At 43.5% G+C, this 12,805-nt stretch carries 10 protein-coding genes; 1 reads left to right on the top strand and 9 read right to left on the bottom strand.

Features of this window, described 5'->3' with window-relative positions; all coding sequences use genetic code 11:
• Nucleotides 1-31: 31 nt before the first annotated feature.
• The 3 genes from G603_RS0104765 to G603_RS0104755 form a co-directional block, all read right to left on the bottom strand.
• Nucleotides 32-526: a tRNA (cytidine(34)-2'-O)-methyltransferase gene (locus G603_RS0104765; protein ID WP_026669476.1), complete on the bottom strand. Its 495-nt coding sequence runs from the start codon at nt 524-526 to the stop codon at nt 32-34.
• Nucleotides 527-577: 51 nt separating this feature from the next.
• The gene (locus G603_RS0104760; protein ID WP_026669475.1) at nt 578-2,014 is read right to left on the bottom strand and encodes a sensor histidine kinase; all 1,437 of its coding nucleotides are present in this window, start codon (nt 2,012-2,014) and stop codon (nt 578-580) included.
• Nucleotides 2,015-2,244: 230 nt separating this feature from the next.
• A complete protein-coding gene (locus G603_RS0104755; RefSeq protein WP_026669474.1) occupies nt 2,245-4,518 on the bottom strand; it encodes a beta-glucosidase family protein in 2,274 nt (757 codons plus the stop codon).
• 184 nt (nt 4,519-4,702) lie between these two features.
• Here G603_RS0104755 and G603_RS0104750 point away from each other — a divergent pair, with 184 nt between their 5' ends.
• The gene (locus G603_RS0104750) at nt 4,703-5,584 is read left to right on the top strand and encodes a helix-turn-helix domain-containing protein (protein ID WP_026669473.1); all 882 of its coding nucleotides are present in this window, start codon (nt 4,703-4,705) and stop codon (nt 5,582-5,584) included.
• 54 nt (nt 5,585-5,638) lie between these two features.
• On the opposite strand, the gene G603_RS0104745 is transcribed toward G603_RS0104750, so the two are convergent.
• Genes G603_RS0104745 through G603_RS0104720 form a run of 6 tightly spaced genes read right to left on the bottom strand, consistent with a single transcriptional unit; the run spans nt 5,639 to nt 12,780 of the window.
• Entirely contained in the window at nt 5,639-6,340 is a 702-nt protein-coding gene (locus G603_RS0104745) for a response regulator transcription factor (protein WP_026669472.1), read from the bottom strand.
• A 41-nt stretch (nt 6,341-6,381) separates the two neighbouring features.
• On the bottom strand, nt 6,382-8,763 hold the full coding sequence (locus G603_RS0104740; RefSeq protein WP_026669471.1) for an endonuclease MutS2: 2,382 nt from the start codon (nt 8,761-8,763) through the stop codon (nt 6,382-6,384).
• The gene (locus G603_RS0104735; protein WP_026669470.1) at nt 8,760-9,707 is read right to left on the bottom strand and encodes a 3'-5' exoribonuclease YhaM family protein; all 948 of its coding nucleotides are present in this window, start codon (nt 9,705-9,707) and stop codon (nt 8,760-8,762) included. The genes G603_RS0104740 and G603_RS0104735 overlap by 4 nt, the downstream gene beginning before the upstream one ends.
• A 27-nt stretch (nt 9,708-9,734) precedes the next feature.
• Nucleotides 9,735-11,108, bottom strand: coding sequence for a S1C family serine protease (locus G603_RS19250; protein WP_051207472.1), 1,374 nt, complete (start codon nt 11,106-11,108; stop codon nt 9,735-9,737).
• A 26-nt stretch (nt 11,109-11,134) separates the two neighbouring features.
• On the bottom strand, nt 11,135-12,295 hold the full coding sequence (locus G603_RS0104725) for an aminotransferase class I/II-fold pyridoxal phosphate-dependent enzyme (RefSeq protein ID WP_026669469.1): 1,161 nt from the start codon (nt 12,293-12,295) through the stop codon (nt 11,135-11,137).
• Nucleotides 12,292-12,780: an Lrp/AsnC family transcriptional regulator gene (locus G603_RS0104720; protein WP_026523735.1), complete on the bottom strand. Its 489-nt coding sequence runs from the start codon at nt 12,778-12,780 to the stop codon at nt 12,292-12,294. Before G603_RS0104720 ends, G603_RS0104725 begins: the two co-directional genes overlap by 4 nt.
• Between the last annotated feature and the right edge of the window lie 25 nt (nt 12,781-12,805).

The following is a 12,805-nucleotide window of genomic DNA, read 5'->3' as shown; positions in this document are numbered from 1 at the left end:
ACTATCGAACCGATAAGCCTCACTTAAAGCGTCAGTCCTTCCACTTAAGTCTGTGGAGTTCTCCCTCTTCTTCCATTCCGGGAAAACCGTTCTGTCGAAGGGCTTCATATAAAACTATCGCAACGGAATTAGATAAATTCAGGGATCTGATATCGTGTCCCATGGGAATTCTGATGCAGTCCTCTTCGTTATCCACAAGGATCTCCTCAGGGATTCCTGCGCTTTCTTTTCCAAACATTATGAAATCGTCAGGGCCAAAGGAAACCTCTGTATAGGAGCGCTTTGCCTTGGTAGTCGCAAGCCAGACCTTTGCTCCTTTATGCTTTTCCTTAAATTCTTCGTAGTTGGTGTATCTGGTGTAATCAAGCTTATCCCAGTAGTCCATGCCCGCACGCTTTATATCTTTTCCATGAAGAGCAAAGCCAAGGGGTTCAATCAAATGAAGGCTGCTGCCTGTTGCAACGCAGGTCCTTCCGATGTTGCCGGTGTTCTGTGGAATCTCCGGCTGATGCAAAACTATATGCATTAAAAATTCTCCTACTTTCGTAATTATTCAAAAAGGCACAACTTACGCCTTTTAAACCTCCTCATCGCTATCCATGGAAGCGGCTTTTGGAATGGAAAAAATGAACTCTGTGCCAACCCCATAGGTAGAGATGCAGTTTATATTTTCGCCGTGGGCCTTAATAATCTCTTTTACGATAGAAAGACCAAGGCCTGTGCCCTTCTTATCTTTTCCTCTTGAAGCATCTGATTTATAAAAACGCTCGAAGACCATCTTCTGATCTTCCTTGGGGATTCCGATACCGCTGTCTTTGACGGATACGAAAACCTTGCGCCTTTTTTCTGTGGTCTCGATCTTGATAACGGAGTCGTGATGACTGAACTTTATTGCATTATCAAGAAGGTTATAAAGAACCTGCTGAATCTTACTAAGGTCAGCGTTTACCAGCATCTTATCATCCGTCAAAACGAGCTCGATTGCAATCTTTTTCTCAAGACAGGTCATCTCAAAGGATGCCGCGGTATTCCTTATTACCTGATTTATATCAAAGTCAGCTCTTTCAAGAAGCATGCCCCTGGCGTTCAAATTATTCAGGGTAAGGAGACCGTTTGTAAGCTTGGTAAGTCTCTCTGTCTCATTTAAAACAATGCCAAGATATTTTTCATGCATCTCGGGCGGAATTGTGCCATCCAGCATTGCGGACAAATAACCTCTTATTGAAGTAAGGGGAGATCTGAAATCATGAGATACATTTGCCACGAATTTCTTCTGATCGTCCTCCTGCCTAGCAATCTCGCCTGCCATATATGAAAGCGATGCAGCAAGATATCCCATCTCATCCTCTGATTCAACGGAGAACTCGTAGTCCATATTTCCGGATGCGTACTGCTCTGTAGCCTGGGTGATCCTTCTAAGGGGTATGTATACAAGCTCTGTAAAAAAGATAAGTATTATCAGTGACAAAAGGAACATGACAACCAGCATCAGATAGGAGATGTTGAGGTATCCGTCCGCATTTTTCCTGATCTGACTGATGGGAAGATGAATTACCACGTAGGCCTGCACCTTATAATTAGCTGTAATAGGCGCAAATACGCTCATGTTGTCTTCTGTAAAACAGCCCCAGAAGGTTCCGATTGTGTAATAGCTTCCGGCTGTTACTGTGGGATCAAAGCCGTCAACAATGATTTCTTCGTTCTGGCTGATGATCTTGGACGAATCAAGAACGAGACGTCCGGAAGGGTTTACTATCCATATCTTCGCACCTGCCATGTATGCCGACAAAGCACTGAGCTGACGATGAACGGTATCAAGGGAAGTTTCGGCATTGTACAGATCGGCCGCATAGGTGTTGGCAATCTGCGTTGCTTCCGCATAGAGGGATTCCGCTTTTTCTCTCTTACAGTGCTCAAAGGTCATGTTGGATACGAAGGTTGCAACCATTATGAATCCGAAAATTCCAAAAAGCAGATATGCAATTAGAAATTTAAGATAAAGTGTACGTTTCATTATGTCCTCTGTTATTTATAGTAATCAAATCTATTTTAACATAAAATAGGATTTCGCTTGCGAAATCCTTGCGCGCGAGCAATATTGCGAAGCAATAAATTTCCTTATTGCGAGCTGCGCATAATTGCTTTTTTAAAATACAGGAAATTCAAATTTCCTGTATTTTAAAAAAGCCCCCAGAGCGGCACTTGTTACACCACCCCGAGGACCTTAGTGAGAAGCATATTTAATTATTTGCCAAGCGCAGCCTTTACAGCGCCAAGGAGCTGCTCTGCCTGCTCATCATTCATCATTCCAAAGGACTTAAGAGATTTAACAGGCATGAACTTGATCATCTCCTGCATCATCTTATCGCCGATAGCATCATTTTCCTCTGCTCCTTCGAAAGGTGAATTCTCCATGGCTTTTTTCATTATCTCACCGATGATAGGTGCAGTTGCGGCATTAGCCATAAGCTCGCCAACTGTAAGAGATCCATCAACTCTCATAGGCTTAATCTTCTTTGTCTCGAAGCTAATCTCTGTGCGAAGAGTGATGTTGTCACTTGCATTACCAACAAGAAGTTCATATTTTCCTGTGGGTGCAAACCAATCGCCAAGGCCTTCATCAAAATATGAAAGTGCTCTTGAGCAGATCTCCATCTCTACGGTCTTGGTCTCTCCGGGAGCTACCTCAACCTTTGCAAAGCCCTTAAGCTCCTTAACGGGTCTGTCGGGAGTGCCGTTCAAGTCGCCCACATAAAGCTGAACTACTTCTTTTCCTGCAACAGAGCCTGTATTCTTAACGTCTACGCAAACCTTGATCTTGGTATCATCGCTCATCTTGTCGGATGAAACCCTGAGATTTGAAAGCTCGAAGGTTGTATAGGACAGGCCATGTCCAAATGCCCAGCGTACAGGCATCATCTTCTTGTCATAATAGCGGTATCCAACATAAACGCCTTCGCTGTAGTAGCACTTCTCAGGATCTGTATTGAAATTAAGGTATGAAGGGTTATCCTGAACTCTCATGGGGAAGGTCTCAGCAAGATGTCCGCTGGGGTTCTTCTCGCCATAGAGGAGCTTATCTGTAGCTTCACCTACGCCCTGTCCGCCAAGATACATCTCAAGGATTGCTGCTACATCATCAGCCCAGGGTGTCTCAACGGGGCTTCCGTTATGAAGAACAACAACCACGTTCTCATTAACCTCTGCAACTGCCTCAATGAGCTCATTCTGAGCTGCAGGCATGTTCATATCTTCTCTGTCATAGCCTTCAGACTCGATGATGTCCGGAAGGCCTGCAAAAATAACTACTACGTCAGCATTCTTTGCTGCTGCAAGAGCTTTATCCAACTCGGCCTTATCAAGAGGCTCATCTGCCTGTGCCTGGAAACCCTTTACATACTCTACATTTCTGCCCTTTGCCTTTGCTGATTCAAGAGCACTTGTAACCTTGGATGAGTTTATATGGCTTGAGCCGCCGCCCTGATATCTGGGTGCTTCTGCATACTCACCGATGTAAACAATCTTCTTATTTGCATCAAGAGGAAGAATGCCGTTATTTTCAAGAAGTACAGCGCACTCTGCAGCAATCTCTGTTGCCTTCTCGTGATCTGCGTCTCTGTCAAATACAACGCCTTCCTTTTTGTTATCAAAATAGTCATAAACAACCTTGAGGATTCTCTCGCAGGATCTGTCCACAAGCTTCTCATCAAGCTCGCCGCTCTTAACTGCTGCAACGATCTTTGCATCATTTTCAGCTGTGTTTCCGGGCATCTCAAGCTCAAGGCCTGCGCGCACGCCCTGTACTCTGTCATCAACAGCGCCCCAGTCTGTCATTACGAAGCCTTCATATCCCCAGTCATCCCTGAGAACCTTGGTAAGAAGCCACTCATTATCTGAAGCGTAGGTTCCGTTTATCTTGTTGTAAGAGCACATAACGGTCTTTGGCTGTGACTCTCTTACTGCGATCTCAAATGCTGGGAAGTAAATCTCACGCATGGTTCTCTCAGAAGCTTCTGAAGAGTTGCTCATACGGAAAAACTCCTGGTTATTAAGCGCAAAGTGCTTAATGCTGGTTCCAACATGTCTTGACTGAACACCATTGATATATGCTGCTGCCATCTTACCTGCAAGGTAAGGGTCCTCTGAAAAGTACTCAAAGTTTCTTCCACAAAGAGGGCTTCTCTTAATGTTTACAGCGGGACCAAGTACTATGGAAAGATCCTCAGCCTGGCACTCATCGCCTATAGCTTCGCCCATTTTGCCAATCATCTCTGTATCAAAACTTGAAGCTGTAGCACATGCAGCAGGGAAACATACAGCCTTTATACTGTCGTTAACTCCCAGGTGATCCCCCTCTGTGTCCTGCTTACGAAGACCGTGAGGTCCATCTGACATCATAAACTTAGGAATACCAAGTCTCTCTACTGCCTTGGTGTGCCAGAAGTCATCGCCGCCAAGGAGGGATGCCTTTTCTTCAAGTGTCATCTCTGAAACGAGTTTCTTAATATCTGTCGCCATTTTAAATTCCTTTCCCGGTAAAACTATTTGAGTACCGAAATCACTCTTATAACCGATAAATTGATATTAACAATAATAGGGAAAAATGCTATGATATTTAACAGATAAATATAAGATTTTACAGATAAATTTTCGCCAAAATTACTTTATAACATTTATTCATATATGCTAATACGATAATGCCATGAGTGATAATAAACGACAGGAATCAAAAGAAGAACATATTAAAAAGAATATTGAAAAGATGGAAAAGCTGATAAAGGAGGAATCCAAGCAGATATTTGCTTCTGTCTCCCAGCATATTTTCATGTCCAATGACACTCCGGGCCCGGACAACGGAACCAGGCGAATTCAGGAAAAAGCCATCTACTACTATGTGGCTGCAGGAGATGTTGTAAGAATCGATGAAGTAGTATCCACCGCCTTTGACAACATTGTAAAAACCAAGACCACTGTAATAGAGCCCTATACCAAGGGTGCCTTTGCAGGTCCCGACACCGTGGGAGATGTTTCAGAGAGTCCTCTTCTTTTTGCAAAATATCTTCTTATCGCCAATGTTACTCTGGCCACAAGAGCTGCCATAGACGGAGGGCTTCCGGAGCACATTGCCTACGCCATAAGTGATGGATATCTGCGTTACATGGACAAAATAAATGACATCATGAAGATCAATCTTCTAAGCAACAAGGCTCTTCGGGACTTCACCTACGCAGTACACGACTACGCCTTTAAGGAGTGCGGTCCCATAACCAAGTCCTGCTGCGAATACATTCTTCGCCATCTTCACGATAATATCACCATGAAGACACTGTCGCAGATAAGTCACCGCTCCGCCAATTATATTTCCGACACCTTTGCAAAAGAGCTTGGCATGCGTCCCATGACATTTATCAGAAGCAGGAAGCTTGAGTACGCAAGGACACTTGTGGAGACTACATCTTTGTCAGTTTCTGCCATTTCGGACCTTTTGGCTTTTCCCAGTACCAGCAGCTTCATTACTTATTTTAAAAAAGAATACGGCCTTACACCTCTGCAGTATAAGGGCAAAGGTGTAAGCCCGCAGTAATTCATTTTTATTAGGTATACTCTGCCGTAGAGACCCTTTAGTCTTACGGCTTTTTTATACCTGAACTTCAAATTTGTATCCGATACCCCAAATAGTAGCTATGCGCCAGGTCTCGTGATCCTTTATCTTTTCCCTGAGACGCTTGATGTGAACGTCTACTGTTCTGGTGTCACCAACATATTCGTAGCCCCATATCTGATCAAGAAGCTGCTCTCTTGTGAATACTCTGTTGGGTGAAGAAGCAAGGAAATACAAAAGCTCCAGTTCCTTGGGCGGCATGTCGATTCTGGCACCCTGATAGTTTACGGAGTAGTTGGTCATATTGATCTCAAGATCCTGATATCTTACAACCTTGTCATCTGTAGGCTCGGGCTCTGTAATAACCGGCTTATATCTTCTAAGTACAGCCTTTACTCTCGCCACCAGTTCCTTGGAATCAAAAGGCTTCTCCATGTAGTCATCTGCGCCCATCTCAAGGCCAAGCACCTTATCAAAAACTTCGCCCTTTGCTGAAAGCATTATTATTGGACACTGAGACTTCATTCTGATCTCTCTGCATACCTGATATCCATCGATACCGGGAAGCATCAGATCAAGGAGAATCAGATTCGGTGCAAAGGTCTCAAAGGCCTCCAGCGCAGATTCCCCATCCCCGACAATAAGTGTCTCAAAGCATTCCTTCACAAGATAAAGTGAGATCAGCTCTGCGATATTATTGTCGTCATCAACGATCAAAATTTTCTGTTTGCTTACCATTTATCCCCCTAAATACACAGGCCTCATACCACCGGTCTGTTTTATTTTATAAAAGTAACTACCGTAACTCCTGAATCTCCTTCGCCAAATTCGCCAAGTTTAAAGGACTTAACATAAGGAGCTGATTTTAAATGCTCATGAACTGCCTGTCTCAATATACCTGAACCCTTACCGTGAACGATTCTCACAGAAGGAAGGTGTGATATATAAGCGCTGTCCAAATACTTATCAAGCTCAGCAATGGCATCTGCCGAGTTCATGCCGATAAGGTTAAGCTCTGTTCCGATGTTCTTAGCTCCGGAAATATCCATCTTGTACTTTCCGTAGAACTTTTTCATCTGCTCTTTGCCGCCCTCATCCTTTATAAGCTCCAGGTCATTAATATTTGCCCTGGACTTCATAATACCACATTGTACCACAAGATTACCGTCTTTATCAGGTTTGGAACTGATTGTTCCCTTAAGTCCCATGGAAATGATTCTTACGGAATCACCAAGCTTAATCTGAGAGGGCTTGAGGGTCTTATGTGATCCGCTCTGAGGCTTATTCTTAATAGAAAGCTTGCTGTTCTTATCGGAAATCTTCGCTCCGACATTCTGCCTTGCCTTTTCAAGCTCCTGAATAGGAATTCCTGCCTGAGCTTTTCTTACTGTTCTTATGGTCTCATCCGCTGTATCCTTAGCTTCCTGAAGGATCTGTCTTGCTTCCTCATTGGCTTTTCTAAGGATCTTGTCACGGGATTCATCAAGTCTGCTCTGCTTGCTCTTAAGCTCTTCCTTAAGCTTCTCAACTTCCTCTTTATATTTCTCGATTTCCAGGCGCTCGTTCTCAATAGTAACTCTGCTGTTTTCAAGATCTGTTAAAAGATCCTCGAATTTCCTGTTGTCCTGGCTTATCTGCTCGCCTGCAGCATCGATGATTTCCTGAGAAAGTCCAAGGCGCTTAGATATGGCAAAGGCGTTACTTTTGCCGGGGATACCGATAAGCAACCTGTATGTGGGTCTTAAGGATTCAACGTCAAACTCACAGCTCGCATTCTGTATACCTTCTGTTGTAAGGGCATAGACCTTAAGCTCGCTGTAATGTGTTGTTGCAAGGGTTCTGATACCTCTCTCATGGAGATGATTCAGTATTGAAATAGCAAGAGCCGCTCCCTCTGTGGGATCCGTTCCTGCACCAAGCTCATCAAAAAGACAAAGTGAATTCTCATCAGCATTCTCAAGAATACTTACAGTATTGGTCATATGGGATGAGAAGGTTGAAAGGCTCTGCTCTATACTCTGCTCATCACCTATATCTGCATAAATCTCCTCGAAAACAGAAAGCTCTGATCTGTCGGCCGCAGGAATAGCAAGACCTGCCTGTCCCATAAGTGTAAGAAGTCCAACTGTCTTAAGAGTAACTGTCTTACCACCTGTGTTGGGACCTGTGATGATGATCATATCAAAATCTTTTCCCGCATAAACATCAATGGGAACAGCCTTCTTTTTATCAAGAAGGGGATGTCTTCCTTTTATGATGTTGAAATAGTGCTCCTGATTGAAAATAGGAGTTATAGCTTCCTGATCAAGGGCAAGAGATGCCTTAGCAAAAATGAAATCCAGCTCTGTCATAAGCTTTGCATCATCGGAAAGAGCTGTCAGATAGTCTGCTGCCTCAGAAGATAATCTTGCAAGGATTACATCTATCTCAGCCTTCTCCATGCCTGCCAGTTCTCTGAGCTTATTGTTCAGCTCTACAATTACGCTGGGCTCAATGAAAAGTGTTGAGCCGCTTGATGACTGGTCATGGACAATTCCGCTTACCTGTCCCTTGTACTCAGCTTTTACCGGGATACAGTATCTGTCTCCGCGCATGGTTACAACAGGCTCCTGAAGATAGGATCTGTAAGAGCCCACAACCATTTTATTTAGCTGACCGTGAATTTTTTCCCCTGTAAGGGTGATATCCCTTCGGATCGACCTAAGGGTTGAACTTGCATCAGATGAAATCTCATCTTCTGAAATGATACATCTTCTGATCTCGGAAGCTACGGGAGTTAAGGGTTCAAGTCCGTCAAACATATCTGATAGAACATCCCTTGTTTCCTCGTCCTTATCTGCTCTGCCGTAGCTTTTTACTCTGTTTACGTTATCCAGAAATCCTGCGATATGTAAAAGCTGTGGCGCATCAAGTGAACTTCCGATTTTTAGTGCCTTTAGGTAACCGCTAAGTTCTCTGTTACTTCCAAAGGACACTGAGCCTTTTTTGAAAATACGCGAAATAGCCGCGTCTGTCTTTTTTAAATTTCTGTCTATCTCCCTTATGTCAGAAGATGGCAAAAGCTCACGGCACATCTTCTTTCCGGGTTCAGACGTTGCGAAAGTACTGAGTTTATCTACAATTTTGTCATACTCCAGTACGTGTAATACTTTTTCATTCATGATTCTACTCTTGTGTCAAAAAGGTTGCTCTCCATAAGCCTGTTAAAGCCGAGCCAACCTACCTCATTAGTGTTTTTCAGTATCTCTGTAAATGTTTCCATTTTGGCATCCGTATTGTCTGCAAGATGAATGGCCATAGCCTCGATGATTGCAGGCATTTTCGGAGAGCCGTATTCAAATTTGCCATGGTGGGACAAAATGCAGTGCTGCAGCTCCTGCTTAAGAAGCACCGGAAATCCCTCAATAAGTCTGATCTTCTCAGAAACCATCTCGCTTCCCATAACGATATGACCAAGAAACTGTCCCTCGTCCGTATAATCGTTGGTAGGGAAAAGAGAAATCTCTTTTATTTTTCCTATGTCATGGCACACTGCTGCCGTAATAAGCAGGTCCCTGTTAAGTGCGGGATAGCTGCCTGCAAAATAATTACACAACTTGGTAACGCTTAAGGTGTGCTCTAAAAGTCCGCCGATAAAAGCGTGGTGAACTGATTTTGCAGCAGAGGAATTCCTGAATGCCTTAATAAACTCCTGATCCTCTCTGAAAAAGAGATTAAGGAGCTTATTTAAATGCACATTCTTAACGGAATCGATGAGTGTAAGGAGTTCTTTAAACATCTCATCATTGTCCTTCTCAGAAACAGGAAGGTACATGGACTGATCATACTCGCCCTCATGACAAAGTCTTGCTCTCTTGATATTTATCTGAAGTGCTCCGTTAAAGCTTGTTACTTCACCGTACACATCAATGTAGTCAAGATCTGAAAAATCATCTATTCCTTCGCTGTAGGGTTCCCATACTTTGGCATCAACCGTTCCAGTCTTATCCTGAAGCGTAACGGAATAATAGGTCTTTCCGTTCTTGGTTGTTGCCACCTGCATATGTTTGCACAGGTAAATATCCGCAACCCTGTCGCCTGAGTTTAAATCCTTAATAAATTTCATAAAAACCTCAATTCTAAATATTACTTATCAGTCAGTTCCTGTAGAACTGCCTATTTCCATATCAATATTAAGCTCGACGTATCCGTCTGTCGCCTGTCTCATAAGTGTGAGCGTAATATCTGCACCGGGATGAAGTCTTATCAGCTCATCCACCAGTGAATCATAGCCGTTTATCTCTGTATCATTTATCCTGGTTATGATATCTCCGCTCTGTATTCCTGCAAGCATGGCAGGAGAATCCATCTCTGTGCGGGTAATGTAGGCACCTGCCGGAATGCTCTGACCTTCCTGAACAGCCTCAGGCACGCTCTGTCCATGAAGTCCAAGATAGCTTCTGCCTGTTCCGTTTGAGAGATCCTCGATAAGAGATTTAAGCTCCGTGATGCCTATTGCACAAAGTACATTGGGCAGATTATCAGAGTTGTAATCCATATCCGTAAAGCCTATAACCGCTCCCGAAAGATCGATTATGGCGCCGCTTGCATTGCTGCTTCCGTAGATATCCGTAGTAAGAAGCTTATAATTGCTGTCACAGATACCCATATCCACATTGGATGAAGTAACAAAGCCATAGCTTATGGAATCAAGAGTACCCGTCGGACTTCCGATGGCTATTACCGGCGTACCTGTCACGGATGCACCATTTGATTTACCAAGCTTTGCGGTGGCAATCCTGGTCTTGGTATCAGCTGATACAAAATTAACTTTTACAGCAATAACACTAAGTCCTGTATTCTTGTCGCTAAGCTTGAGATAAGCCTTTGCTGATGTTTCATCTGCAAATGTAACCTGCACGGATTCTGCGTCCTTTATAGCTGAGGTCTGAACCAGAATAAGATATTCTGAGCCATTGTCAGCAACTATAAGACCTGAGATATCATCAGTGCTGTTGTAGGGATCATTGATCCAGTTGGTATCCGAAGTAAGAGCAGTAACTTTAACTATGCTCTTTTCTCCCTCATATGCAATGTCCTTAAGAGCTGAGTACATATCCGCATAATCAGATGAACTGATCCTGAATGAGTTGATCTCGCGCTGCATTCTGTCAATCTCAGTGGATGCCATATCTATAGCAACACTGGCTGCCTCAGCAGCTATGGCATTATCATCAGCATACATATCCTCAGGCTGAATCTCGTCGGTTACCGTATCCTCAGTGGTAAGAGCTATAGGTGCCGGCGTCTTCTCCGGATAGAGCATATTATTTATGACCGGTGAGAGAAAAACAAAGGTGAGGCAGGCAACGGCACCAAAAACCACTGCCAGCGTCATGGTGATAAGCGTCCTTCGTAGAAGCTTTTTCTTGTTGATGGGACGCTGTTTTATTTTCTCCCTCATAAAGTCAGGTGTCGCTATAGGACTATTAACTTTATCTAATTCTTCGCTGTTCTTATTATCCATAATCCCCCCGGTATTACATAAAAACCTTATTCATACCTTGAGATAAATCTCTTAAGTCTCTCCACAGCCTTCTTAAGGTCTTCAAGCGAATATGCATAGGATATTCTTATGAAGCCCTCACCACAGTCACCAAAAGCATTTCCGGGAACAACCGCAAGCTTCTCCTCCTGAAGGAGCTTCGTTGCAAATTCGTCACTACTCATGCCAAAACGCTTGATGCTGGGGAAAATATAAAATGCTCCAAAAGGCTCAAAGCAGGGAAGCCCCATCTGTCTGAACTCATTTAAAAGATAGCGTCTTCTCTGATTGTACTGCTCACGCATCATTGCAACATCTTCATCACCGTTTTTCAACGCTTCAACAGCCGCATACTGACTGGTGGTAGGTGCACACATGATGGCATACTGATGTATCTTGGTCATCTGCTCTAAGATCTCCTTAGGTCCGCAGGCATATCCAAGTCTCCATCCTGTCATGGCATAGGCCTTGGAAAAGCCGTTGATCAGGATAGTTCTCTCATACATGCCAGGTATCTCTGTAATGGATACATGCTTATCTGTGTATGTGAGCTCAGAATAAATCTCATCAGACAAAACAAAAAGATCTTTTTCTTTGATAACCTCTGCAATGCTCTCAAGGTCTTTTCTTTCCATGATGGCACCCGTGGGGTTATTGGGGAAAGGAAGAACCAGAATCTTGGTCTTGTCTGTCACATGCTCCAAAATCTCATCAGCGGTAAGTCTGAATTCATTTTCTTCCTTAAGCTCAATAATAACAGGCTTGGCACCTGCAAGAATTGCACAGGGTTCATAGGAGACGTAGCTTGGTTGAGGTATCAGCACCTCATCTCCCGGATTTATCATGGCTCTGAAAGCAAGATCAATTGCTTCAGATCCTCCGACCGTTACAAGCACCTGAGATGACGGATCGTAGTCCAGATCATGCTTTCTTTTAAGATAATTGCAGATTTCCGCCTTGAGCTCCATCAGTCCTGAATTGGATGTATAGAAGGTTCTGCCTTTTTCAAGTGAATATATACCCTCATCTCGAATATGCCAGGGCGTGTCAAAATCAGGCTCGCCGACACCAAGTGATATAGCGCCGTCGATGGTCTTTACCACGTCGAAGAATTTACGGATTCCAGAGGGCTTTATGTCTACTATTGTATCTGCTAAAGGATTCCTCATGGCGTAATCTTCTCCCTTGTATCTTCATATTTCTTGGTGAGTATTGTTCCGTGATCCTTGTACTTCTGCAAAATGAAGTGTGTGGAACAGCTAAGTACGGTATCAAGAGGTGAAAGCTTATTAGTAACAAAGCCTGCAACCTCCTTAAGGGTCTTACCCTCTAATATAACCATAAGGTCAAAACCACCTGAAAGCAGATATACGCTGGTTACCTCAGGATATTTATAAATTCTCTCTGCAATGGAATCAAAACCGATTCCTCGCTGTGGAGTAACCTTTACCTCAATAAGTGCCATAACTTTATCTATGGATGTCTTGGACCAGTCAATCATTGTATGATATCCGCAGATTACGCCCTCTTCCTCAAGACTCTTAAGCTCATTGGCGACCTCTACCTCTTCTGCGTCTAATATAACCGCCAGTTCATCTATGCCAATACGGCTGTTCTTCTCAATTGTTCTAAGTAATTCATCTCTGTTAATCATAATTGCCTCCCCTGCAAAAATCCTG

Source organism: Butyrivibrio sp. AE3006 (assembly GCF_000424165.1).
Taxonomy (GTDB): Bacteria; Bacillota; Clostridia; order Lachnospirales; family Lachnospiraceae; genus Butyrivibrio.
The sequence above is the reverse complement of the archived record's forward strand: the minus strand, read 5'-3'. Positions and strand labels throughout refer to the sequence as shown.